Source organism: Thermococcus aegaeus, assembly GCF_055393685.1.
Genome location: NZ_AP042464.1, coordinates 416,696 through 442,356, shown reverse-complemented (window position 1 = coordinate 442,356; position 25,661 = coordinate 416,696). Strand labels below are relative to the sequence as shown.

Genomic DNA, 25,661 nt, shown 5'->3' with positions numbered 1-25,661 from the left:
TCACCGAAAAGTGTTTTAATGCCCACACTATAAAAATTTGGGGTGAGAAAATGTTAATCGAGACACCGAAGAGGCTACACTTGGGTTTGATAGATCCTTCCGGATCATTGGGGAGGAGATTTGGATCACTTGGAGTTGCCCTTGAGGGAGGGTACAGAATAAGGGTAATGCCCCATGATAAGCTTGAAATAAGGGCAAGTGAAGAGGACACTAAAACAATACGCCATGCTGTTGATAGAATGAATCAGAAATTTACAACGGGATTTAACTACCTCATTGAGGTTGAGAAAGCCATCCCAAGGCACGTCGGCTTAGGCTCCACTACTCAGCTAACGCTTGCTGTAGGATTGGGAATAGCAAGGCTTAACTCCCTTAGGATTGAAATCGAGGATCTGGCTCATCTTCTTGGCAGGGGAAAAAACTCTGGTGCTGGAATTTACGCTTTTAAGTACGGTGGGTTTGTGATAGACGGTGGTGTTAAAGGCAAAATTTCACCTTTAATTATCAGGGAGGAGTTTCCAGAGGAGTGGGGATTTCTCTTAATAATCCCGGAAGCAAAGAGGGGCTTTGACGAGGAGGAGGAAAAACCAATAATGCAGAGCGTGAAAGGAGAAAGCAGCATAGCGGAGAAAATCTCCCACAGAGTTCTTTTGGGACTGTTGCCGGCGTTAAAGGAGAGAAACATCGAAGAGTTTGGAAAGTATCTGAGTGAAATTCAAAAACTGGTTGGGAAGCATTTTGAAGAGTATCAAGGTGGAGAGTTCAGGGAGGACGTTAAGCTCATCATGGAGTTCCTGAATGAGAACACATACGGCTATGGACAAAGCTCCTGGGGACCAACGGTCTATGGACTGATAAAAAGGAGTGAATATGGGAATATAAAAGCAAAGGCTCATGATTTTCTCAAGGAGCATGGGATTAGAGCTACTATCGACTTAGGCATCCCAAGAAACAGGGGAGCAACAACCGTTGAAGAGAACACTTACATCTTGAGGCTCATTAACAAAGTTGCCCAGAAGTAGTGCAATTTTGTTTTTGAGGTGGGTCTTTCAAGCCCTACTTTGCTTCATCAAAAGTAACCCCATGGACGCGGTTATTGTTTTTGCCATTGACAGGCTCGGGAGGAATATGGAGGACAGGGAGGCTAGGAAGCAGAAAGAGAGAGCTCCAAAGCTGAGTGATGCGACACTCAAGCGCTACTTCAAAAAGTGCCCAGACTTGCCTATCAAAAGCCTATGGAAGATCATGAAGGCGGATGGGGTTGATATAAGCTACGATTGGCTTAGGAAGAGGATTAAGAGACTGAAAAAGAAAGAAGTTAACAAGCGCTAACTCATGCGAACTTATAATTTCTGTCCTTTTCACAAGAAGCACAATAAAAAGAAAAACTCAATTGAGAAAGTCAGACCAAGTTACAAAATTGCTTTTCCGGTTTTCTTGTTGAAGACGTGCGCCTTCCGCATGTCGAAGACCACGTCAACCTCCTGACCCTCCTTAACTCTCGACTCCGACCTGAAAGAGCCAACAAAAGTCACATCACCAACACGCAAATGCACAATCCTCTCACTACCCAAATTCTCCACAATCTCAACCACAGCCCTAACCAAATTCTCCCCAGGAACCTTCACCTGAGCAAACACTGCATCGTAGAGATCCTCCGGGCGAATGCCGAAGATAACTTCCTTACCGATGAGGTTGGCCTCCCTGAGAACCTCCACCTGCTCTGGGAGGAGCTTGAGTTTGAATTCTTCAAAGTCGGCGAAACCGTCTTCGGTAATGCTCGCGTCCATGAAGTTCATCGGAGGCGAGCCGATGAAGCCTGCCACGAAAGTGTTTGCGGGCTTATCATAAACCTCATCCGGCGAACCGACTTGCTGTAACTCGCCAGCGTTGATGACGGCAATCCTGTCGCCCATGGTCATTGCTTCAACTTGATCGTGGGTTACGTAAATTGTCGTGACGCCTAATTGCCTCTGGAGTTTTTTCAATTCGGCGCGCATTTTCACCCTAAGTTTAGCGTCCAGGTTGCTTAACGGCTCGTCCATGAGAAAGACCTGGGGTTTCCTCACGATGGCCCTCCCGAGGGCTACTCTCTGCCTCTGTCCTCCGCTTAATTCCCTGGGTTTTCTTTTGAGTAGTTCTGTTAAGCCGAGCATTTCCGCGACTTCTCTAACTCTTTGATCGATTTCTTGCTTTGGGACTTTTCTTAGCTTGAGTGGAAAAGCAATGTTGTCGTAAACCGTCATGTGGGGGTAAAGCGCGTAGCTCTGGAAGACCATGGCGATGTCCCTATCCTTGGGTGCGATGAAGACTCCTTTTTCCGGATCTGCGACGAGTTTGTCTCCAATGTAGATTTGGCCTTTTGTTGGCTCTTCTAAGCCTGAGATCATTCTCAGGGTGGTTGTTTTACCGCAACCGCTTGGGCCGAGGAGTATCATGAATTCGCCATCCTTAATGTCTAAATTCATGTTCTTGACTGCGGTGACTTCCCCAAACTGCTTCCAGACGTTAACAAGCCTCACACCAGCCATAAAATCACCTCCTCTCTTTACTCGTTTGAACGTTCTTTGGGTAAAGGATAATTCCTACCTCTTCATAGTCCTCAAGTATCGAAAATGGCCCTCCGACAAGAACTTTTCTTTTTCCTGTGTCTAAGAGTAAATTGTTTATTATTTTGGTGCTAGTAAAATCAAGCACCTTTCCTTTGAGTGTCTCCCCTGAGGTAGTGTAAACTTCAGCATCAAATTCAACTCCCTCAGTGAACAATTGCTCAATAGTCTGGAGGGCATGAAAATATATCGCAAATTTTATCTCTTTGTTTCTTTTCAAAACGGAGGAAATAAGAGTGGATTCTTCAAAAATGTCCCTGAGGTAGATATAATACGAGAAAATTATCTCAGGAAAGTTTGATTTGAATCCCGAGGGGAGTTCCTCACCAACGTTAAAAACGAGGCTGGGGGAAACTAAAACCTCCCTGATATCATTCATAGCAATAATATGTCCAGTTTTGTTAGTTCTCCTAACAAATAAGTTTCCATTGGTAGGTATGCTAACTTCTTCGTTAGTGTATATTGAGACAGTAATTCCTCTGTTTAAAAGTACCTCCAATTCGTCTTTAATTCCTGAAATGAAATCAGAAGGTGCTAATAATGTGAATTCAAACTTTGTGTCTTGCATCATGTTTTTTAGGCTTAATATGGCCTCTTCTGGAGAAGAAAATCTCCATATTGCATACTTTTTCCTCTCTACCTTCATATCTTCGGCAAACTTTTTAATTTCGTCAATCAGCTCCCTTAGCGACTTACTGTAGCGGTGAAAAGCTATTTCGGGCTCAACTGCAACAAATGTTCTTGTCTTACCTTCCAGTTCCTCAACAAATCCCCTTTCCTTAAGAGATGTCAAAACATCGTAGGTTCTATTGTAGGGTATTTGAGCCAACTGAGATATTCCTCTAGCAGTAAGAGGGCCATTAGCCAAGAGAGTAATATATGTTAAAGCTTCGTACTTTGTGAATCCAAACCTCTTTAACTTTTCTAACAGACTTTCCACATTACCTCACCTTTACCAATGTTCCTTCTCTACTAACTACCTCCGAAGCAACTTCTACTCCAAACCATATAGCTTCTTCCATGTCATATCCTTGTGAAAGCTTTGCCAACACTGTTCCCAGGAGAGAATCACCCGCACCAGTAGGATCGACTAACTTAACTTTCTTGGCGGGTATTTGAATAAATTTTCCATCCTCCGTTAGAGCCAAGACTCCCTTAGAGCCCATACTGAGGATAACATTATTTGCTCCGAGCTTCTTAAAATTTTGTAAGACATCTATTGGATCCTTGGTTCCAAAGAGCTCCTTTGCATCATCAAGAGAAGGCTTAACAAAGTCCGCAAGCGAAATTGCTTCAAGCAGAGCTTTTTCATCAGCTCCCCATCTTTTCCAGATCTCCCTTCTATAGTTGGGATCAATGGAGATTAGGGCCCCATTTTCCTTGGCTTCTTTTAAGACTTCTAAAATCACTTCTTTAGAAGGAAAAAGGGAGAGGGCAAAAGCAGAAGTATGCACAATCTTCGCGTCTTTCCAGTTCTTTTCTACCTGTTCTTTTGTTATAAACCTATCAGCATCTCTGTAGATTACTGGGATAGGACTTTCTTTCTCGGTCTTTATTAGTACCAAAGTTGTATTGCTGTCGACGACTGAAAGCATGGGCTTAAACTCAAGCTCGTTGAGTTCCCTTATTATATAATCTCCCAAGAAGTCGTTGCCTATGGTACCTATAAAGGAAGAACGAGCCCCTGCCTGACTAGCATAAAAAGCAACATTGAGGCAAGAACCACCAGTGTGCATGCTAAGCTTACTGTCTATAATTTTCAGGTCAACCAATACTTCTCCAATTGAAAGTACATCGAGCATCTCTTTCACCTCACAGCTTTTGATAGAGACTGCGCATTTCTTTAGCAACAACCTTCCACGAGTACTTTTCTCTGACTTTTTGGTAAGCCCTTTCTGCGAAGATTTTCCGTAATTCATTATCCTCAAGAAGTAGTGCTATTTTCTTCCCCATCTCCCTTGAGTCCTTCGGGTCAACGAGAAAGCCGTCGTATCCGTCCTGGAGAACCTCCGCCGGGCCGCCGAACTTGGTGGCGACTATGGGGGCCTTGCATGCCATTGCCTCGAGCATGACTATCCCGAAGGGCTCGTAGGGGGAGGGCAATACGAAGACGTCCGCCGCGGAGTAGTACCTAGGAACCATGGTAATGGGCTCTATGGCAGGGATTATCTTGACGTGCTCCTTCACCCCGAGGCTCTCGATGAGGTTCAAGAGCTTGTTCATCTCCTTCTCCTCTTCCTTCGCCCCGGTGCCTGTGCTTATGAGCACGAGGAAGTCCCCCGAGTAGTATTCCCTTATGTACGGGACGCTCTTTATGAGGAGGTCGAGCCCCTTCCTCGGGTCGAGCCTCGCTAGTGCAAACACCAGAGGGACGTCCGGGAGGCCGAGTTCCCTCTTCAGCTCTCCCTTCTCTCCCATCGGCCTGTAAAATGCTGTGTCCACGCCTATGGGAATCACGTGGATTTTTTCTCTTGGTATCTCGTAGAGGGTTGCTATGTCGTTCTTTTCAATCTCGGTCGTTGCTACTATAGCGTCGCTCGTCTCGTAGATCTTCTTTTCGAGCTCTATCCTCTCCTTATAGGGCTCGAAGTCTCCTAAGGCCTTCGCCTTTAGTATCCCGAGCGAGTGGGAGGTGTGCACCATTTTGGCCCCGTGGCGCTTCTTGAGCTCCATCCCTACGAAGCCGCCGTCCCAGTAGTGGGTGTGAATGACGTCATAGGCTTCCCTCTCGAAGTACTCCGAGACCCTGTCCGTGAACTCCGGGAGGTACGGCATGAGCTTTTCCTTGGGGATGAATCCCTCGGGCCCGCACTCTATCCTGATGACCCTAACGTTCTCGTTTATGTGCTCTATCCCCTTTCTTCCGCCCCTCTGCCTCGTGAATATGTCCACTTTAACTCCGAGCTTTCCGAGGTGTTTGCTGAGCTCCTTGACGTAAACACATTGCCCGCCCGTGTCGGGTTCGCCGAGCTTTCCGAGCGGGTCACCATGGGGAGTTATCATGGCAACCTTCATCATTAATCACCCCTTAACTCCTGTTGTAGCAATACCCTTGATGTAGTACCTCTGGCCGATGAGGAACAGTAGTATCGAGGGAAGTGATACAAGTATTGTTGCGGCAGTTAAGAGATGATACTGGGCTATAAATTGCTCTTGGAAGATAATAAGGCCTAGCTGTACGTTTCTTATCTCCGGAGATTTTGTTAAGATTAGCCATTTGAAAAGAGAATTCCATTCTGCTATAAACGTGAACATTGAAAGCGTTAACACTGCAGGAGTTGCTAGCGGAAGCATTATCTGCCAAAGTATCCTAAATCTCGAAGCTCCATCTACTATAGCAGCTTCTTCTATGTCCCTTGGAATTGTTAAAAAGAACTGCCTGAATAAGAACACACCAAATCCATTAAAAAACCATGGAATTGCAAGTCCCCTGTAACTGTCGATCCATCCTAATTTTGCCAATATTAGGTACAAGGGTACAATAATTATCTGCTCTGAAAGAAGCATTGTTGCTATTGCAATACTGAATATCAGGTCTTTGCCTTTGAATTCCATTCTGGCAAGGGCATATCCGGCCATTGCCGATGTTATAACCTGACCCAGCGTTACTGTGAAAGCTACTATTAAACTGTTTAGGAACTTTCTTGGAAACTCACCTTGGGCCCATGCCAGCTTATAATTTTCCCAGTGCCATACTTTGGGCAATAGCCCCCCTTGAGCGATCTCTATCGGGTCTTTGAGTGATGTGAAAAATGTCCATATGATTGGGATTAAGACTATTATAACCACGACCAAAATAATCCCGTGAATTACAATATTTTTCCACTTCATATCCCCCACCTCAATATATTGCCTCCTCCCCAAACGCCTTTCTCTGGAGATACTGAACAAAGAGGACAAGAATTAGGAGTATCACTGCCACAGTCGCTCCTTGGGAAAATCTAAAGCGCTCAAAGCTTAGCACGTATATGTAATACGCAAGCGTTGTAGTTGACATCATGGGGCCTCCTCCAGTCATAGCATATATCTGGTCGAAATCTCTGAAAGAGAAAATCGTTAGCATAACAAGAACGAGCACATGAGTTGGCTTTAGCAGAGGCAGTGTTATTTTAATGAACCTCTGAAGTGAGTTTGCACCATCTATGCTGGCAGCTTCATAGTAATCTTCGGGAATTGTTTGAAGCCCTGCCAAATAAATGACCATGAAATATCCAACCCTTGCCCATACCGTCGCTATTATGACGGCAACCATAGCCCACCGTGTACTTCTAAGCCAGTCTATACTTGAAATTCCAAAATACTCCAGAACTCTATTAACGAGACCATAATCTGTATTAAACATCCAAACCCAAATTATCCCTGTAGCAACAAAAGATATTGCAGTTGGAGAGAATATTGATGTTCTGTATATGCTCCTCATTCTTATTTTTGAGTTTAAGAAAACAGCAAGAAAGAGGGATATTACCATTGTGGTTGGGACAACTCCCGCCAAATAAACCAGAGTATTCTTAAATACATTCCAAAATTCAGGATTTGTCAAGATATTTTTATAATTCTCCAGAAAAACGAATTCCTTACCTCCTAGCCCTCTCCAGTCAAAAAAACTGATATACACTAAATAGACTACAGGATAAGCAAGAAACGATAACATGATTATAAGTGCCGGGCTTAAAAACATGTAGGCTTCAAGTTGTTGTTTGAATTCCCGGATTGCCATTTTTCTCCCTCCAAAAAAATTAGAAGAGAAGTATCAAGAACTAAATAACGACATTATTTTTTCCTGTGCTTCTTTTAATGCTTGGGCGGGATCTTTTTTCTGAAGTAGCGCTGCTTCAATTGCTTCACCGATTGCGGCAGACATATCTGGGTACTGTGGAACTGGTGGTCTAGCTTTTCCGTACTGTAAGTTTTCTACATAAATCTTAATGAAGGGATTCTCCTCAAGGAATTTCTTGTATTCTGGATCCTCTGCAGCGCTCTTACAAACTGGAAGGTACCCAGTTTTTAAAGCCCATGTGACCTGGAATTCAGGACTCATAATGTATTTTGCAAATTCCCAAGCGGCTTTTTCTCTCTCAGGTGTAGTTTTAAAGATGAAAAGGTTCTCACCACCAATGTTTGTTGCAATTCTTTTGTCGTAGGGCATTAGCATAACTCCTACCTTGTCGAGCCAATTTTGCTCTTTAAGGACTGGGAAATTCCAAGGTCCGTTTATTGTCATTGCAACCCTTCCGGCAAAGAAGTCATCTAGCTTGTAACCTGCATTGGGTTCGCTAAGCTTAGCAACTTTGTCTTTGTAAACAAGATCGACCCAGTATTGAAGTGCCTTAACTCCAGCATCACTTGCAAATGCAGGTTTTCCATTTTCATCAAGTAATTCTCCACCTGCTGACCATAAGAAAACCTCCCAAGTCCAGACTGTCCACTCATATCTACCAAAAGGAACCATAAAGCCGTACTGATCTATTTCACCGTCTCCATCTTTGTCCTTTGTGAGTTTTCTTGCAAGTTCTCTAAATTCCTCCCAAGTTAAGGCTTTACCCATGTAAGCCTCGGGGTCGAGACCTGCTTCTCTGAAGAGCTCTTTGTTATAATAAATCGCCAAGTTGTTTGTATCAAAGGGGGCCGTATATATCTTTCCTTTGTATGTTCCAAGCTCCCAGAGCCCCTCGTATATGTCATCCTTGTTAAATGACGGGTCGTTCTTTATGAAATCCTCAACAGGAGCTAAAACTCCTGCTTCTGCAAAAAAGCCAGTCTGGGCTGGGTTCAACCATACAAGATCTGGAGGAGTGCCTGCTTGTACAGCAGCCATAATCTTTGGAACAGCCTTATCTTGGGCTCCATAGTTGACAATCTTTATCCTAATGTTTGGGTGTTTCTCCATAAATTTGTTGACTAGTTCTTCGAGAACCTTTTGATTTTCTGGGGCTTCAATCCCATGCCAGAATTCGAGTTCAATAATCTTCTGTTCTTCTTGGCTTGAAGACTGTGTTTGTGTTGCTGTGCTAGTTGTTTTGCCACCCCCAATGCACCCACTTGCTATTACACTAAAACCCAAAATTCCAAGGAGCAACACGGCAAACACTAATTTTCTCATGTTTAGCACCTCATGTACTTGTAGTAGTATATAGTACTTTCAGTAAATTAACAACCAACTTCATATATAAGCTTTTCTGAACATATGTGTACATATAATGCTAGGGTATACATTAATGTTAGCTCTTCGATTTTTCCAATTCCTGATTCTCTTTGTGATGTTTTTGCAAATGAGCTCTCAAGTTAACAGACAATTTAACATAACCATTATGGAGAAGAAGCCATGTCTTCTACAATAAGAGTAGAAACAGGGGAGAAAGGCTCACGCTCAATTCTTTTAAAGTCTTATTGGAACTCGACTAAGCCGTATTCTTCCGCTCCAAAACTCACCGACTTTCAATTCTTTTAAAGTCTTATTGGAACCATTGTTGAAACCTTCGATATATACCCTATAAGGAGCGCTTTCAATTCTTCTAAAGTCTTATTGGAATGTTTTTAACTGTGATCGAGAGCATTGAGAATATTTTCCTTTCAATTCTTCTAAAGTCTTATTGGAACAGCACAAGTAGGGCTGGAGGGACGAGCTCCTCAGGGAACTTTCAATTCTTCTAAAGTCTTATTGGAACATGGAAACGGGAACATTAATAGCAAACTTAACTGTCGACTTTCAATTCTTCTAAAGTCTTATTGGAACAGAGATCAAAAGGCCGTCTCATTCGTCAAGGAGATCGCTTTCAATTCTTCTAAAGTCTTATTGGAACAAGACATTCTCACGGGTGCGCTGGTCGGTTTGATTGGTACTTTCAATTCTTCTAAAGTCTTATTGGAACCAAGGCTCTTGTGCTCAACGATGACTTCCTTTGTTTCGGCTTTCAATTCTTCTAAAGTCTTATTGGAACAATCTTGCGTTCCCGGCACTTGGCGAGCTTGTCGTGACTTTCAATTCTTCTAAAGTCTTATTGGAACTCGATGGATCCTGGATTGCAAAGACTCCACCACCCTCTTTCTTTCAATTCTTCTAAAGTCTTATTGGAACCGAGTCATCATCTTCAAGGCATACCTCAATCTTCAGATCTTTCAATTCTTCTAAAGTCTTATTGGAACACCACCCAATATCTCCGATCTCAAAAGATAGTAATACTTTCAATTCTTCTAAAGTCTTATTGGAACCCTTCACCACTATCCCGGTCCTTTCCTCGAATTCCTTACTTTCAATTCTTCTAAAGTCTTATTGGAACCCCCTACACTTCTTTATAAACTTCGAATACAAAATCCCTTTCAATTCTTCTAAAGTCTTATTGGAACTCAGACGATGTTCCGAACCTGCTCGTTGCAAAGATTCCTTTCAATTCTTCTAAAGTCTTATTGGAACCACAAATTGGGGCGGCGATAGTGAACGGAATAAAAGCCTTTCAATTCTTCTAAAGTCTTATTGGAACCTTTTGAAGAGAACGTTAAAACGATTTTGCAGAACATTCTTTCAATTCTTCTAAAGTCTTATTGGAACACCCTTGTCGACGACCCGAACCTTCTCGTCATCCTGCTTTCAATTCTTCTAAAGTCTTATTGGAACTGAGCTCCTTGAGTGCTCCAAAATCTCCCTGCGCCATCTTTCAATTCTTCTAAAGTCTTATTGGAACATGCAACTATTATGATGAAGACGCTCAGCATCACGCCAGTTGCTTTCAATTCTTCTAAAGTCTTATTGGAACGATTTCGTTTTTCTCTCGTCTTTGCGAGGTGAGGAAAACTTTCAATTCTTCTAAAGTCTTATTGGAACGCATTGCAGGCACTGAAAGAACCATTAACAGGCCCCACTTTCAATTCTTCTAAAGTCTTATTGGAACGGGTTACGAGCTCGCAAGAACCATCGCAGCACTACCACCTTTCAATTCTTCTAAAGTCTTATTGGAACCGGTACAAACGGTATACACGCTATCGCTTCAACAGCTTTCAATTCTTCTAAAGTCTTATTGGAACATTTTCCACCACGCACAGGTAGTTCATCATCGACTGACTTTCAATTCTTCTAAAGTCTTATTGGAACTGCAATATATACCGGTGATACAGATTTTCCACCACGCACCTTTCAATTCTTCTAAAGTCTTATTGGAACAGTCCATCCGTTAAGCCATGCCATTTAAACCCCTCATCTTTCAATTCTTCTAAAGTCTTATTGGAACCAAACATAGCGCAAAGTCTCGTGTACATGTCATATGCACTTTCAATTCTTCTAAAGTCTTATTGGAACTCAGCCACACCCCTCGTGCGGGGAGGTTAATTATTACCTTTCAATTCTTCTAAAGTCTTATTGGAACTGCCAAAACAACAACGTACATTCCTCCTGCTATCAGTATCTTTCAATTCTTCTAAAGTCTTATTGGAACTTTTGGACGAAGCCGATATACTTATCGCTAAAATGCCTTTCAATTCTTCTAAAGTCTTATTGGAACGAGATATACTGGAATTGGAGGTTCAGGTTTAAAGCTTCTTTCAATTCTTCTAAAGTCTTATTGGAACGAAGTTAAGCCAACATACAAAACTAATGAACAAATTACTTTCAATTCTTCTAAAGTCTTATTGGAACAGAAAAATATACGGGCGTTAAAGCTACTAAATTGACCTTTCAATTCTTCTAAAGTCTTATTGGAACGAGTGAGTAATTTCTCATAGTAAAATCCCAAAACCCTCCTTTCAATTCTTCTAAAGTCTTATTGGAACAAGGTTGTCCTCTGGATTAGCCGGCACAAGCCGTTGCCTTTCAATTCTTCTAAAGTCTTATTGGAACGCCATTAGCAAAATTCCATGCAAGCATAAACGTTAACTTTCAATTCTTCTAAAGTCTTATTGGAACCTCGTCTATTTTGTGCTTGCCATCGCTGTGTAGTGTTCCTTTCAATTCTTCTAAAGTCTTATTGGAACTTGTAATATACTCATACTATGAAAGTGCAATATATACCTTTCAATTCTTCTAAAGTCTTATTGGAACCTTTTGAGTTCAATGGCGATGATGGCGAAGGCGTAGTTGCTTTCAATTCTTCTAAAGTCTTATTGGAACGCTCGCTCAGAAGTACAACGTCTCGCTCGATGAGATCCTTTCAATTCTTCTAAAGTCTTATTGGAACAAGCTTGATCGGAAGGTTCGTGAGCTGAACTCTCTGTTTCTTTCAATTCTTCTAAAGTCTTATTGGAACCTCTTTCGGAAGACGAAATTAAACTTCTCTACTATGCCTTTCAATTCTTCTAAAGTCTTATTGGAACTTAACCGTTCCCTAGCTTATTTGACTGAATTAGAATTCTTTCAATTCTTCTAAAGTCTTATTGGAACTTAGGCCGTCCCCTTTCGCTGGGACTCCCAAATAAACCCCTTTCAATTCTTCTAAAGTCTTATTGGAACATAACGACATCGAAAGGCTGGCGGACGAAATAGAAAGACTTTCAATTCTTCTAAAGTCTTATTGGAACGCCGACGGTCTAACCGGTACGGCCGCGGTTACTGAATACTTTCAATTCTTCTAAAGTCTTATTGGAACAATGGGGACTGTCGAGAGCCTTGAAGATGTGGGGAACTTTCAATTCTTCTAAAGTCTTATTGGAACTCCAAACACTCCGTATCCAGTGAGTGCTGATTTCTCCTTTCAATTCTTCTAAAGTCTTATTGGAACACTTTATAAAAACGGTGAGTTAGTCGACACAGCTGATTTCTTTCAATTCTTCTAAAGTCTTATTGGAACAATGTTCTGCAAAATCGTTTTAACGTTCTCTTCAAAAGCTTTCAATTCTTCTAAAGTCTTATTGGAACATTATCGACTGATGGTGACATAATACCAAACCCAACCTTTCAATTCTTCTAAAGTCTTATTGGAACTAGATCACCTCTTTTTCATGTACTTAAACATGATACCTACTCTTTCAATTCTTCTAAAGTCTTATTGGAACCTCAAGCAACCTCCTTTTGTTGTGCCGTCCCCACCATGCTTTCAATTCTTCTAAAGTCTTATTGGAACTAAATCAAATATCCGTTATGAGTTACGTCCACGATATCTTTCAATTCTTCTAAAGTCTTATTGGAACCAAACCAAAGCACCAGCCCGTCCTGCGGTGGGTGCAACCTTTCAATTCTTCTAAAGTCTTATTGGAACTTTGTGCATTGTCTATTGTGCTGAGTTTAGTAATCTTTCAATTCTTCTAAAGTCTTATTGGAACAGATGACTTTCCCCATTTGACCACCTGTTAGTAATATCTTTCAATTCTTCTAAAGTCTTATTGGAACTGGGGGGAATTCTAAAGTCGACCATTTCTCATCACCTCTTTCAATTCTTCTAAAGTCTTATTGGAACTGGTAACAATACTCGCAGACAGCATAAGGCGTAATTTTCTTTCAATTCTTCTAAAGTCTTATTGGAACGAGAAGAAGGGAAAACATTGCAACGAAAGGCTACTTTCCTTTCAATTCTTCTAAAGTCTTATTGGAACACCACATGAGGGTGGTGTTGTGATGTTGGACAATGAACTTTCAATTCTTCTAAAGTCTTATTGGAACTAATTGACCCGTACGATTTTGAGATAGAGCCTATATTTCTTTCAATTCTTCTAAAGTCTTATTGGAACGCACCCTCCCCGCAAAATAAAGTTAGCAACAGTGTATGAACTTTCAATTCTTCTAAAGTCTTATTGGAACCGTAGTTGATGAGTTGCTTGATGCTATAGACCACATGCTTTCAATTCTTCTAAAGTCTTATTGGAACTAACGTCGATTCAAGCATTGTTTACGTCTACGTGGACTTTCAATTCTTCTAAAGTCTTATTGGAACGTCTAAATAGAAGTCCTACCATAACCCCTGCAAGCCCAACGACCTTTCAATTCTTCTAAAGTCTTATTGGAACCTCTATTGTGAATATGTCGGCATAGCTATCGTAAAGCTGAACTTTCAATTCTTCTAAAGTCTTATTGGAACGAGTGTTTGGACGCTCTCGAAAGAAGAGCTTGAGTTCCCTTTCAATTCTTCTAAAGTCTTATTGGAACTGTGTAGTTTTCTGACTCCATTGCCACCATAACTGCTCTTTCAATTCTTCTAAAGTCTTATTGGAACACGAGGTCCGCGTCTACAATCGCGCCCTGAGCCCTGCTTTCAATTCTTCTAAAGTCTTATTGGAACACAATAGCACGAGATGAAAAAGAACTGAAAGTTCAACCTTTCAATTCTTCTAAAGTCTTATTGGAACGTGGCTCAGCCTGGTAGAGCGACGGACTTGTAATCCGTCTTTCAATTCTTCTAAAGTCTTATTGGAACAGAACCTTTGTGTTCAAAGTTGATAAAGGTGCGAATACTTTCAATTCTTCTAAAGTCTTATTGGAACTTAATATCTCCATCCTTGCCAACATGTACCGTTCATACCCTTTCAATTCTTCTAAAGTCTTATTGGAACGTTGAGGATATCCTCACATACGTTGATAGCATAAACCTTTCAATTCTTCTAAAGTCTTATTGGAACTTTCCCCATCCCTCTCTCCAGTGATCGCGACCGCGTAACTTTCAATTCTTCTAAAGTCTTATTGGAACATACATAAGCTTTTACGAAGATGAAAGCAAACAAACCTTTCAATTCTTCTAAAGTCTTATTGGAACCACCAACAAACGCATCTAGGCTTTACTTCTATGATAGCTTTCAATTCTTCTAAAGTCTTATTGGAACTCGTTATCACTGGATACGACGCACCGAGCCAGCCAGCCTTTCAATTCTTCTAAAGTCTTATTGGAACTTAGTGGTTATCCTAGCTGTTGCAATAGCGATAGAGCTCTTTCAATTCTTCTAAAGTCTTATTGGAACGTAACTTTGCGCGTTCAATCTTTAAGTGATGTGAGTGCTTTCAATTCTTCTAAAGTCTTATTGGAACTCCCCAAAATGTACTTCAGGTATGTGATTTCCATTTCGCTTTCAATTCTTCTAAAGTCTTATTGGAACGTTGTTCAATCTCCTTTTCGTATGCCGCTAAATCACACTTTCAATTCTTCTAAAGTCTTATTGGAACTGCCCTCTCCTTAGCATTTCTGCTATTTTTTACACCTTCAACAACTTTCAATTCTTCTAAAGTCTTATTGGAACGCCGGCTTTCTGCAATTTTCGTTTCCATTTCCAAACTTTCAATTCTTCTAAAGTCTTATTGGAACGCAGTAACGCTTGTCTGGTTTGGAAGAATTGATGATGTCTTTCAATTCTTCTAAAGTCTTATTGGAACAGGGGCGAATTTTCCTTTAAATCCCTTACAAAGTAATTAGAGAGCTTGAAATTTATAAGCTTTTCCTCAAAGGGGGGCGTGTTTATAGTAACCTTTATTAGGGTTTTTGCTGAATTCTTTCGGGTGGTTGTCGTGATCCCCAGATGGGATCACAGACTCAAAGACCCTGAAAGCGTGGCATTCGCAATTCTTGACGTTTTAGCAGACTTCGAATCAGAAGGAAAGCTGAAGAACCTGCCAAAATCCAAAAAATTTCCAGTAAAAACAATACTGGCAATACTCCTCTTTAAACAATACTACAACCTACCTCTCAGAGACGCCCAGCACTACGGCAGAAAATTCTTCGGAGCAAACATTCACTACTCAACCCTCCACAACTGGGAGAAAAAGCTGAACCTCGAAGAACTGACAAACCACCTCCTGAAAAAACTCCAGAAATTACCCTACGCCAGCACTCAAGCAGACTCAACCATTATTACAAATAAAAAAAGGGCAGGATAGAAGTTCAGGCAATAACGAGAATCCTGCCGGGTTTACTGTATCCGGTTGCTGTGAAGATCACAACTTCTGAGAACGAGCTGATTGAACTCCTGCCGGGGGGTTCTGGGAATTTTTATGCTGATGGGGCTTATGATTCAAAGAAAGTTCTGAACACTGTGGTGGAAAAGGGTTATCGGCCGATTGTTAAGAAAACTAAGAACGCTCCAGGTGGTTTTGGTAGTAAGAAGAGAGACAGAGTGTTTTCTGAAGAAGAGTACAGGCGTAGGAATCCTCATGAGGGGTTCTGGGGTGCGTTTACAACGTGGTTTGGCAGTAGGATCCCCTGTTTTCTGAAAAAGACTACTGTAACCCGAATCCTGCTTGGGGTAATGTGTTATGGTCTGAAAATCCTCCTCAGAGTCAAATACTGTTTAAATAACAGGGGGTGAAACTAAACACGCCCCCTCAAAGGGTCAATAAAACTCCCCTCAAAAAGCTCGGATTCGAGCCTTCAGGAAAGATTTCGAAGCACTCACTCGTCTGAACTTACTTCTTTTCCCGCATGCACGAAAATGTTCATGAGACTTCCAGAGACAAAACAAAAGCCTAAACCAAAAACAAGTCCATAAAAAAGCATTAAATCCAAGAAGGTTAAATTTCCACGAGGAGAGAATATCAAAGAAGTCCTGATAAGCCTCCGCTCAAAATTCCGAAAAAATTTCGTTACAAAAACCTCAAAATACCATAACTCTTTGTTTGATAGTAACTTATGGTTACTAAAGACTTCCAGAGCAACCTTAGAGCCTTAACATCAAAACTGACCCACCAGAAGAAAGAAAATCCAAAAAAGGAAAAGCTAAACGTGATACAAAGAATCTTCGGCTATTCACTCACGTAGTAGTACTCCCCTATCTCCTTCTGTTCTCTGTCCTTGACGCTTCCCTCTTTATTTGCCCTCGGCCTTCCAGTGTCTGGGTCTCTCCTGAAGGTTATGCCCACGTTTGCTAAAAACCTGTTCATTCCTTCTCTCATACCCATTGGAGGTAGAGCCCTACCGTGTTTGCCTGGCTCGCCTTCAAATACCATTATGCGGTCGCTTATGTAATCTATCATCAGCACATCGTGCTCAACTACAAGTGCGGTTTTCTCGTTCTTTTCCATTAAATGCCTTATAGCCCTTGAAACCGCCAACCTCTGCTCGACGTCGAGATAAGCGGAGGGCTCGTCGAGAAGGTATAAATCGGCATCCCTTAACAGGCAGGCAGCTATTGCTACCCTTTGCAATTCACCACCACTTAGGTCGTTTACGGTTCTATCGTAGAGCTCTGGAATTCCCAGAGGATTGAGAAGCTCGGTTTTGTAGAAGTTGCTCATGAGCTTTGTAGCATCGATTTTACTTAAGAGCTCATAAACTGTCCCTTCGTAGTCGGCTTTTATATACTGGGGCTTGTAACTCACTTTGAGCTCCCATTCTACTTTCCCTTCCGTTGGTTCTTCAACTCCAGCCAGCATTTTTACGAAAGTTGTCTTACCTATACCGTTAGGCCCCACTATGCTCACAACTTCTCCCTTGTACAGCTCTCCCCCCTCTGCTTCGAGCCTAAAGCTTCCATAGTCTTTAACTAGTCTTGGATACTCTACAAGAATATCTCCAGCTTGACTGTGCCTCTCGCTGAGCTTTGTGAACCTTATTTGGTAAGGCCTGAACCTTACGTTTTCCTCGGGGAGATAGCCCTCCAAGAAGGCGTTTATACCGACTCTGGTTCCTTTGGGCATTGAAAAGATACCATATGCTCCGGGCTTACCATAGACTATGTGAATGATGTCGCTCAAATAGTCAAGAACCGCTAAATCGTGCTCAACGACCATAACGGATTTCCCTTCTTCTGCAAGTTTTCTAATTGCTCTTGCAACTTTAAGCCTCTGCCTTATGTCAAGATATGAAGACGGCTCGTCAAAGAAGTAGAAATCTGCATCCCTTGCCATGGCTGCCGCTATCGCAACCCTTTGCAATTCACCACCGCTCAAATGTTGAATTTCCCTGTCTAGGATATTTGAAAGCTCAAGCTCCTCGACGAGCTTCTCCAGAATACCCTTTTCATCTGCTTTCTGAAGGAGGTCTCTTACCTTCCCTTTAACGACCTTGGGGATTAAGTCAACGTACTGGGGTTTAACTACCTTCTTTATGTTGCCCTCTTTGAGCTTTTCAAAGTAGTTCTGGAGCTCATTTCCCCTGAACATCCTTATGACATTGTCCCAGCTGTCGTTGGAACCGCAGAGGTTAGGGATAATTTCTCCAGAGAGTATTCTAACAGCAGTGGTCTTACCGGTACCGTTTGGGCCCAAGATACCAACTACCATGCCTTCCTTGAGCACTGGTAATCTGTAGAGGGCAAAGCCGTTAACTCCGTATCTGTGTACACACCCTTCTTCCAGCTCCTCTGGGAGGTTAACTATCGTTATAGCATTGAAGGGACATTTGTGGACGCATATCCCACACCCAGTACAGCTTGCCTCTTGAATAATGGGCTTATAGTTGTCTTCGTCGATGATTATAGCTTCTCCACCCATTCTATTTACTGGACATACCCTCTCACACAGGAAATGACCGCACTTGTCGGGATTACACTTGTCGTAATCGATGACCGCGATCCTCATAAGCCTCACCGGTTACCATTTCTGGAATGCCTTTAAAAAGTTGTTGAAGAATTGGCCTCTATTTGCTGGAGTTGGCCATTTTTGACCAGTATTTCCCTGTAGTGTGATGTAGTGATGTTTGGCTTTGAGGGTTTGAGAAGGTTTTGGAAAAATGAGAGGAAACCTGAAGTTCAGAGAGAATACGTGAAATACCTGGCAGTGAACTTCCAAAGAAGGCTATTGTGATATAGCTATTAAGGAAGGATTTAAGGATTTTTAGTATTTAAATTATGTTGACCTATCAACCACCATTATTTTTAATATTAATCATCTGAGATCGTTAGTATGGTTTAACTATGTCAAAATGTTTTTATACTACTTTTAGATATAATATTATCGCAATATCTCATCTGGAGGAGGAGTAGATGGAAAGGAAGAGCAAGGTTGTAGTAACTGCATTAGTTATTGTTTTGGTGGTGTTTGTAGGGATTCCTATAGCTCAGGGAGTCTCTCCAGAGAACTCTGATGTTCTTTACAGCGTATACTTAGACTGGCTTCAAGGAAAGCCTGTAGGGCTTGCAAGCATTGAGATAAAAGTTAATAAAAGTCTCCATAATCCGGTTGTAATAGTTCAGGACTATAGCAAAGAGCATCCAAGGACTTTGTACTCAGGTCCTCTTCTCTCACCAACTGTAAAAATAGAGAGAATACCCATTGATACATATGTGGAGAATGTGCAAGAGAATGGAAAAAGTGAGAGCGTCCTTAAGACGAGGTTCAGACCAGTTTCTCTCTTAGTAATAGTTGCAGATGAAAATTATTGGGGTGCACGAGTGATAAGTTTCGAGCCTAAAAAACCCTTGGCAAGAATCTCTGCAGAGATTCCCCTTCATTATGAACCTGCCAAAAAAGGAAATTACGTTCAGACTGCTTCGGTCACAGACCATGGCACGGTCAGGATGAATGGAATAAAAACAGCCATAATAAGAAGTATTCCAGGAGTAGATGTTAAGTGGGTCATTGAAAGAAACGATGCAGTAACCTACGAGAGCTTTTCTCAGGAAACATGGGGTGGAACGCCGGATCCAAACGGTTGGTTGAGTAATGGCCCCACCTTGGTTCAAGACAAAGACGTGTGGATAACTTACACTGCTTCCAATGGTGATGTTAGGCTGGTGACTTCTGATGTTCTTTACCAGATAACTGAAAACGAAATATGCACCTCCCTGTGGTGCAGGGACATTTGGTCCTTAATCCCTGTGAGAATAAAAAACTTTCACTCTACAGTTACGGGCTCTTACAGCGGAGGAATACCCTCAAACCTTGAGAGAGAGACAAGATATAAATGGGAGGGTGCAAATGAGTTCGCTATAAGCTTTGACGCACCAACAGACAATGGAGGGGTTTACTTCAGTACTTCTCTTTCAGTATGCGGTGGTGAAGGAGTACAAGTGTGCTTTACAGGGAACGTTGAAACATACAGAGAGAGTAAATCCAACTACAGGCCACATTATGAAGTCAAAATTAATAATTGGGGAAGCCATGATGTTCTTTACTATGCATATCTAGACAAGAGTAGCAGAAACTATTACGAAATATTCTTGGAGTGGGGTTAACAACAGCAGATCCTTTTTTGTTTTTAAATTTTAAATATCACTTAGTGGTGACAGTTTTGATTCTAGATATCTCAAGTTTTTCAATCTCGGCAAAAAGTACTTTAACCAAAAAGCAAAATTATTCTTGTCATGCTGAGCATCTTTGAGGGATTAAAAAGTGAGATTGTAGCCCTTAAAGAGTTTAAGCCTAAGTGGGGTAAATACGGCTCTTTTGAGTTTAAAAACCCTGAAGTGAACAAGCTAGTTGAAGAAATGGGCTTTAAGCTCTATAAGCATCAGGTTGATGCCTTGAAAGCCCTCTATTCTGGAGAGAACATAGTGGTGACAACCCCAACCGCCTCCGGCAAAAGCGAAATTTTCAGACTGGCTATATTTGACAATTATCTTTCAAATCCTCAAGACACGTATCTGCTCGTTTATCCAACGAGGGCATTAATAAACAACCAATACGAAAAGTTCAGCATTGAGAACTTCCACTTTTTCCAGCTTACAGGAAAGATGGTTAGTGCAAGAATTCTAACGGGCGATGTTGAGTGGAGCGAGAGGAGAAAACTCATTAAAGAAAAGCCGAGGGTTGTTTTCACGACTCCGGATATGCTGCACTATAACATTCTAAGGAACAGAAAAGATTACGAGTGGCTTTTAAGGAATGTGAGGTACCTCGTAGTTGATGAACTTCATATTTACAGAGGTGTTTTTGGAACTAACGCTGCTTACGTTTTTAAAAGGCTTCTCAAGGCGCTGGAGAGATACGGGAGGAGACCACAAATAATAGCCCTCTCAGCAACACTTAGGAATCCAAAAGAGTTTGCGGAAACCTTTTTTGGAAAGCCCTTTGAAGCTATCACAAAGCCTGCAAACCCCTTTCCAAAACGATACCTCGTGATGTTCGAACCAAGAAGGCTTAATGAGATGCAGCTTTTAAGGGCAATCGTCGAAAAGCTGGCTGAGGAAGGCATTAAAACCCTTGTTTTCTTTGATTCAAGAAAAGGGACTGAAAAGCTCATGAGGTTTCTTTTGACGTCTCCAGCGGTTTACAAAACCACTACTTACAAGGGCACCCTTCCAAAGAATATCCGCTGGGAAATCGAGAGGGACTTTAAGGAGGGAAAACTTCTCGTGCTTTTGACGACAAACGCTCTGGAGCTTGGAATTGATATAGGCGACCTAGATGCCGTTGTAAACTATGGAATACCACCTGATGGGCTGTTCTCCCTTATCCAGCGCTTCGGAAGAGCAGGAAGAAAACGGGAAAGGGAAGCCATAAATGCAATCATCTTAAGAAAAAACGGCCTAGACTATTACTATAAGGAGCACGTTGAGGAGCTGGTAGAAAAACTTGAGAAAGGGATAATCGAGTACATGCCCATAAACCTCAAAAACCGACTCGTTGTGAAAAAGCATCTCCACTACCTCTTGAGTGAGCTCAAGATTCTTGATTGGGACGAACTGAACGAGTTCGAGAAGGAGCTTGCCATGGAGCTCGTGGATGAGAAAAAAGCAAAGCTCTACGATAATCCGATTACGGGTAAAAGGGAAATCCGCATCCTGAGGCCAGCTTTTAACTACTCCTCTATAAGAACGGCAAGTGATGAGAGCTATTTCCTCCTGCTCGATGAACCATGGATAAGGTACAAACTTTTGGAAAAGTCCAGTGCAAGGGACTTAATCCGATTTATAAACTGGCTCAAGCTTAAGGGGTATGTAATAGAGGAAGTAGATAAGCCTGAATACTACAGGTCGCTCTTGCCGGGAATGGCGTATTTCTCGAGGGGAGAGCTGTACATCACAAGGGACAAGCTCAGTCTTGGAAAGTTTCACTTTATCTTCGCCTATCCACTCAACAAGTTCTGGGAAGTTGATACGTTCCCGTCAAAGAGAGAAGAAGTAGAGGTTCTTAAAATCTATGACAAAAAGGAGTACAAAGGAGTAGAGATTTATATCGGCCGGCTGAGGGTTAGGCACCACTATTGGGGATTTGCAGTCAAAGGAAAAGATACGCCTCAGTATCTTCAAGAACTGTTGAAGCTCAAGGAAGAGGGAATTTTGAAAGGGGAGCTTTACTCTCCAATGCTGGAGCTCAAAGAGAGTGCTGAGGTTGATGAGGAGTGGAGCATTCTTAACTGGGAGAAGTTTGCGAAGGTTGAGTTTGATGAGCCTTTAATGTGGGAGTTTGAAACGGATGGAATATGGCTTGTATTTCCCGAGAGCATTAGGGAGATTGCAAACGAGGAGTTTAGAGAGTTCTTTAGGATTGCTGTGGAAAAGGGCTATGAAGATATTGCCTTTAGTCTTTACGAGCGCTTGGATAGGAAGTCTCTTTTCCCCGAACTTTTGGGCGCAACGAGTCACTACCTAAGAAACTACATCAAAGAGAGCCTAAAGAATTCGAAGATTGAAGATGAAGAGCTTGCTTTTGCAGTAAAGAAAATGGTGGACAGTAAAGATGGAATCGGAAGCGGACTTCATGCAATAGAGCACAACATGATTAAAATCGCCCCAATTTTCACATATGTGGACAGCAGGGAGCTCGGTGGATACAGTTATGAAAGTTTTCCAAATCCTCCCTTTGTGGGCAAGCCTATAGTGTTCATATACGATGGAAACGAAGGTGGCTTTGGATTGGCAGAGATCCTCTATAAAAACGCCGAAAAGCTCATGGAGAAGAGTCTTGAACAAATGAAAAAGTGCGAGTGCAAAGACGGCTGTCCGTTGTGTGTTTATTCGCCAAAGTGCGGTACGTTTAACGAGTTCCTTGACAAGTGGCAGGCCATAAGGGTTTGGGAAAAACTCCTTAGCGGAGATAGTACTGAATGAGCTTTCTCAGCTCTGGATTTCTCTCTATCTTTTTTCTTAAAAAGCGCTTTAACTGGAAATTTTCTGCAAGAAGGGCGTTAAGCTCGATAGCCAAGATTTTGTTATCTTCACTAACCCCATACGCTTTGTATCTTAACGGTGCCCACTCCTTCTCAAGCTTTCCCACTTTTTTCTCAAGTTCCTTGACCTTGTTTTCGAGTGTCTCTACATTGCCTTTTGGTTCTTTGAAGTCCCCAGAAAGTATTATCTCGAGAACTTTTTCCTCACTGACGCCATAGCGCTTGCTGAGAGTTTTTATCTTCTCCACAAGTTCATTGGGAAGATCAACTTCGATTTTTCCGAGGCCCTTTTTAGGTCTTATTATCAATTTCACGCTTCCTCTCCTCCAGTTCTTTTTTAAGTTCTTTGTTCTCCTTTCTCAGTTTTTCTCTAATGTTTGTCATCAGCTCTTTATCTTTCAAAGCCTTTCTGTAGAAAATCCTGAGCTCTTCTAATTCGTCCTCGATTTCCTTTAACTTCTCCTCGAGCTTTGCTTTTTTCTCAAGAAGAAATGCCTCTCTCTCAGCCTGCAAAGTTTTTTCAGCTTTTAAGAGGTTGTTTTCTATCAGCTCTGGAATATCCAGGTCTTTTAGCTCTCTAAACCTTTTTCTTTCTACCTTTATTTCTACTGGCATTTTTCATCATCTCGGTCTTCCTGTCATAGCAGAGAATATAAAAAGCAAGCAGGGACTTCCATTTCCCGTACGGCTCGATGATTTCTCTAACATCTTTCTCTTTTACCTCCTTAGGATTCAAATGAAATATCTTCGCTATTCCTCTTCTGAGTCCTAAATCTCCAGCAGGATACGTGTTTTTCCCAAGGCCATAGGCCAAGAAAAGCTCAGCACTCCATTTTCCAATGCCTCTGAATTTTGTGAGGTATTTTATGGCTTCTTCCTCGCTGAGTTCCTCAAGGTCTAACTTTAAATTCCCCTTAACATGCTCTTCTGTAAGGTATTTTATGTAAGCCCCTCTATAACCAAGCTTAGTCTTCCTAAGCTCTTCATCACTTAAATTTAAGATATCTTCCGGCTTTGGAAATAGGTAGAGGTCTTCAATTTTCCTTCCCGCAGTTTTTACGAGGTTGTTAATTGTCTTCATTGCAAACTCGAAGCTTACCTGCTGCTGAGCTATTACCTCCACGAGGGCTTGATACCTGCTAGGTGCCCTCGGAATGGTTAATCCATAAAACTCCTCAATTAAAAACGAGAACTTTGAGTCCTCTATCTCTGAATAAAACTTCTCAAGGTCGATCTCCAAACCGAGTATGAATTCAAGCTTCTTTTTGGCATTTTTTCGCTCTTTCTCTGAAAAGTGCTGTGGAAAATAGAAGCTTTCTCCATCAAAGCCCACTATTCCACTCTCTAACGCTTGTTTGAAGACCCCATTTTCAAACTTCCAAGTGCCGTTTTTTATCATCTCGTGAGCTACCTTCTTGAGGTCGATCACTTTAACCATCTGTCCAGCTTAACAGGGTTTTCCTTTATATCCTTTAGCGTTGATACGTAGAGCCTCTTCCCATCCACGGAACGGTGAATTCCAAGTTCTCCGACCTCTTCCAGAAAACGCATGATTTCTTTAACGTCTTTTTCTCTTATTCCAAAGTTTTCTCTTAAGAACTCCCAGTAAGGCTCTGTATGGGAGTATTTGGCTACCTTTCTAATTAAACTCCAAGCAGCCTTGATTTTCTCATCTCCTTTGGATAGTTTGAACTTTCTTATCTCCTCTTTCATGCCCCCTCATATGATTTTGGCTTCTATTCTTATTAACTTTTCTTGAGAAAACTTAATTAAGCTGAAGAACTATATTTACACAAGGTGGTGGTTATGAGAAAAATCATTCTCATCTCGTTGTTTCTGCTCATATTCTTAGGCCCAGCGCTAGCTGAAGCAAAAACCGTTTACGTTGCTCAAATAAAAGGCGAGATAACGCCCTACACGTATGATCAGTTTGACAGATACATAAGCGAGGCAGAGAAAGTGAATGCAAATGCAATAATAATTCTCCTAGACACCCCAGGAGGCAGGGCAGATGCAATGCAAAACATAATTGAGAGAATAAAGTCTGCCGATGTTCCCGTTATAACCTACGTCTATCCCCCTGGAGCTATGGCGGCCTCTGCTGGAACATATATAGCCTTGGGTTCACATTTAATAGCCATGGCACCCGGAACAAGCATCGGCGCATGCAGACCTATTTTGGGTTATTCCCAAAATGGAAGCATCATAGAGGCTCCCCCGAAGGTCGTTAACTTCTATATCTCCTACATAAAGAGCTTAGCAAAGGCCAGTGGAAGAAATGAAACAATAGCGGAAAGGTTCATAACAGAGGATTTGGCCATAGATCCTGAAGAGGCCCTAAAGTACGGGGTTATTGAAGTTGTTGCAAACGATATAGATGACCTTCTGGAAAAAGCAGACGGCATGAAGACTAAGGTTCCCGTAAGGGGAGAATACGTTACTTTAGATCTTAAGGGGGCTGAAGTCAGATATCTAGAACCGAGTTTAAAGGATAGGGTGATAACATACATCACTGACCCAGCCGTTGCCTACGTTCTTCTAACACTTGGCATATGGGCTCTTGTTTTAGGCTTCCTAAGCCCAGGATGGCATGTTCCAGAAACGGCTGGAGCAATAATGATTGTCTTGGCTATAATAGGCCTCGGATACTTCGGCTACAGGAGTGCAGGATTGCTCTTGATCATCCTTGCGGTGATATTCTTCATAGCAGAAGCTTTAACGCCTACTTTCGGTCTCTTTACTGTTGCAGGCTTTATAACGTTTGTTTTGGGTAGCATAATGCTCTTTAGTGGGGGTGGGGGAGTGGACTACCTGATTTCAAGAGAAGTTTATTCCCAGATTAGATTGATAATAATAACAATCGGCGCACTGCTTGCTTTGTTCTTTGCCTTTGGAATGGCTGCAGTGATAAGGGCTCATAGAAGAAAAGCCCAAACAGGGAAGGAGGAGATGATAGGCCTTTCGGGAGAAGTGGTAGAACCTTTGGCCCCAGAAGGGATGATAAGAGTCAGGGGAGAGCTTTGGAGAGGGGTAAGTAGGGATGGTGAAACAATAAATGTTGGAGAAAAGGTTAAGGTTGTTGGGATGGATGGACTCAAACTTATAGTGGTTAGGGAAAAAGAAAAAAAGCATGAAAAAGAAAATACTAATGAGGTGAAGTAGA

At 41.9% G+C, this 25,661-nt stretch carries 19 protein-coding genes and 1 CRISPR repeat array; of the genes, 7 read left to right on the top strand and 12 right to left on the bottom strand.

All coding sequences use genetic code 11. The annotated features are described in order from the left end of the window. The first annotated feature begins 50 nt into the window (after nucleotides 1–50). Both ACZ5NL_RS02405 and ACZ5NL_RS02400 read left to right on the top strand, forming a co-directional pair. Entirely contained in the window at nucleotides 51–1,022 is a 972-nt protein-coding gene (locus tag ACZ5NL_RS02405; RefSeq protein WP_252743491.1) for a beta-ribofuranosylaminobenzene 5'-phosphate synthase family protein, read from the top strand. 61 nt (nucleotides 1,023–1,083) lie between these two features. After that, nucleotides 1,084–1,332 carry a hypothetical protein gene (locus tag ACZ5NL_RS02400; protein WP_252743490.1) on the top strand — a complete coding sequence of 83 codons (249 nt, stop codon included), beginning with the start codon at nucleotides 1,084–1,086 and terminating at the stop codon, nucleotides 1,330–1,332. Nucleotides 1,333–1,412: 80 nt separating this feature from the next. Here ACZ5NL_RS02400 and ACZ5NL_RS02395 read toward each other — a convergent pair whose 3' ends face one another. Genes ACZ5NL_RS02395 through ACZ5NL_RS02365 form a run of 7 tightly spaced genes read right to left on the bottom strand, consistent with a single transcriptional unit; the run spans nucleotide 1,413 to nucleotide 8,709 of the window. Continuing rightward, on the bottom strand, nucleotides 1,413–2,531 hold the full coding sequence (locus ACZ5NL_RS02395) for an ABC transporter ATP-binding protein (RefSeq protein ID WP_252743489.1): 1,119 nt from the start codon (nucleotides 2,529–2,531) through the stop codon (nucleotides 1,413–1,415). A 4-nt stretch (nucleotides 2,532–2,535) separates the two neighbouring features. Continuing rightward, nucleotides 2,536–3,549: a TrmB family transcriptional regulator gene (locus ACZ5NL_RS02390; RefSeq protein ID WP_252743488.1), complete on the bottom strand. Its 1,014-nt coding sequence runs from the start codon at nucleotides 3,547–3,549 to the stop codon at nucleotides 2,536–2,538. Nucleotide 3,550: 1 nt separating this feature from the next. Then, a complete protein-coding gene (locus ACZ5NL_RS02385; protein WP_252743487.1) occupies nucleotides 3,551–4,411 on the bottom strand; it encodes a carbohydrate kinase family protein in 861 nt (286 codons plus the stop codon). A gap of 10 nt (nucleotides 4,412–4,421) precedes the next feature. Continuing rightward, on the bottom strand, nucleotides 4,422–5,624 hold the full coding sequence (locus ACZ5NL_RS02380; RefSeq protein ID WP_252743486.1) for a glycosyltransferase: 1,203 nt from the start codon (nucleotides 5,622–5,624) through the stop codon (nucleotides 4,422–4,424). A gap of 6 nt (nucleotides 5,625–5,630) precedes the next feature. Further along, on the bottom strand, nucleotides 5,631–6,440 hold the full coding sequence (locus ACZ5NL_RS02375) for a carbohydrate ABC transporter permease (RefSeq protein ID WP_252743485.1): 810 nt from the start codon (nucleotides 6,438–6,440) through the stop codon (nucleotides 5,631–5,633). A 10-nt stretch (nucleotides 6,441–6,450) separates the two neighbouring features. Next, on the bottom strand, nucleotides 6,451–7,326 hold the full coding sequence (locus ACZ5NL_RS02370; RefSeq protein WP_252743484.1) for a carbohydrate ABC transporter permease: 876 nt from the start codon (nucleotides 7,324–7,326) through the stop codon (nucleotides 6,451–6,453). Between the two features lie 33 nt (nucleotides 7,327–7,359). Then, a complete protein-coding gene (locus ACZ5NL_RS02365; RefSeq protein ID WP_252743483.1) occupies nucleotides 7,360–8,709 on the bottom strand; it encodes an ABC transporter substrate-binding protein in 1,350 nt (449 codons plus the stop codon). 264 nt (nucleotides 8,710–8,973) lie between these two features. After that, nucleotides 8,974–14,889: a CRISPR direct-repeat array (repeat unit 30 nt; unit sequence CTTTCAATTCTTCTAAAGTCTTATTGGAAC). Nucleotides 14,890–14,967: 78 nt separating this feature from the next. Between ACZ5NL_RS02365 and ACZ5NL_RS02360 the strand changes: the two genes are divergently transcribed. Together ACZ5NL_RS02360 and ACZ5NL_RS02355 are read left to right on the top strand one after the other, a co-directional pair. Continuing rightward, on the top strand, nucleotides 14,968–15,390 hold the full coding sequence (locus tag ACZ5NL_RS02360; protein ID WP_156882076.1) for a hypothetical protein: 423 nt from the start codon (nucleotides 14,968–14,970) through the stop codon (nucleotides 15,388–15,390). Between the two features lie 50 nt (nucleotides 15,391–15,440). Continuing rightward, nucleotides 15,441–15,818 (top strand): hypothetical protein, encoded by a 378-nt coding sequence (locus tag ACZ5NL_RS02355; protein ID WP_042697605.1) that lies wholly within the window; start codon nucleotides 15,441–15,443, stop codon nucleotides 15,816–15,818. Between the two features lie 433 nt (nucleotides 15,819–16,251). Here the strand turns inward: ACZ5NL_RS02355 and ACZ5NL_RS02350 are convergent, their stop codons facing one another. Beyond that, nucleotides 16,252–18,027 carry a ribosome biogenesis/translation initiation ATPase RLI gene (locus ACZ5NL_RS02350; protein ID WP_252743529.1) on the bottom strand — a complete coding sequence of 592 codons (1,776 nt, stop codon included), beginning with the start codon at nucleotides 18,025–18,027 and terminating at the stop codon, nucleotides 16,252–16,254. 404 nt (nucleotides 18,028–18,431) lie between these two features. Between ACZ5NL_RS02350 and ACZ5NL_RS02345 the strand changes: the two genes are divergently transcribed. Together ACZ5NL_RS02345 and ACZ5NL_RS02340 are read left to right on the top strand one after the other, a co-directional pair. Next, entirely contained in the window at nucleotides 18,432–19,622 is a 1,191-nt protein-coding gene (locus ACZ5NL_RS02345) for a hypothetical protein (RefSeq protein ID WP_252743482.1), read from the top strand. Nucleotides 19,623–19,751: 129 nt separating this feature from the next. Next, a complete protein-coding gene (locus ACZ5NL_RS02340; RefSeq protein ID WP_464842743.1) occupies nucleotides 19,752–22,439 on the top strand; it encodes a DEAD/DEAH box helicase in 2,688 nt (895 codons plus the stop codon). On the opposite strand, the gene ACZ5NL_RS02335 is transcribed toward ACZ5NL_RS02340, so the two are convergent. The 4 genes from ACZ5NL_RS02335 to ACZ5NL_RS02320 are packed head-to-tail and all read right to left on the bottom strand — an operon-like array spanning nucleotide 22,417 to nucleotide 24,211. Then, nucleotides 22,417–22,812 carry a hypothetical protein gene (locus tag ACZ5NL_RS02335; protein ID WP_464842742.1) on the bottom strand — a complete coding sequence of 132 codons (396 nt, stop codon included), beginning with the start codon at nucleotides 22,810–22,812 and terminating at the stop codon, nucleotides 22,417–22,419. The genes ACZ5NL_RS02340 and ACZ5NL_RS02335 overlap by 23 nt on opposite strands. Then, nucleotides 22,790–23,113, bottom strand: a complete 324-nt coding sequence (locus tag ACZ5NL_RS02330; RefSeq protein WP_464842740.1) for a hypothetical protein — start codon at nucleotides 23,111–23,113, stop codon at nucleotides 22,790–22,792. The genes ACZ5NL_RS02335 and ACZ5NL_RS02330 overlap by 23 nt, the downstream gene beginning before the upstream one ends. Beyond that, the gene (locus ACZ5NL_RS02325; protein ID WP_464842738.1) at nucleotides 23,076–23,936 is read right to left on the bottom strand and encodes a DNA-3-methyladenine glycosylase family protein; all 861 of its coding nucleotides are present in this window, start codon (nucleotides 23,934–23,936) and stop codon (nucleotides 23,076–23,078) included. The genes ACZ5NL_RS02330 and ACZ5NL_RS02325 overlap by 38 nt, the downstream gene beginning before the upstream one ends. Continuing rightward, the gene (locus ACZ5NL_RS02320) at nucleotides 23,924–24,211 is read right to left on the bottom strand and encodes a hypothetical protein (protein WP_464842737.1); all 288 of its coding nucleotides are present in this window, start codon (nucleotides 24,209–24,211) and stop codon (nucleotides 23,924–23,926) included. Before ACZ5NL_RS02320 ends, ACZ5NL_RS02325 begins: the two co-directional genes overlap by 13 nt. A gap of 93 nt (nucleotides 24,212–24,304) precedes the next feature. On the opposite strand from ACZ5NL_RS02320, the gene ACZ5NL_RS02315 reads away from it, so the two are divergent. After that, the gene (locus ACZ5NL_RS02315) at nucleotides 24,305–25,660 is read left to right on the top strand and encodes an NfeD family protein (RefSeq protein ID WP_464842736.1); all 1,356 of its coding nucleotides are present in this window, start codon (nucleotides 24,305–24,307) and stop codon (nucleotides 25,658–25,660) included. The last annotated feature ends 1 nt before the right edge of the window (nucleotide 25,661 follow it).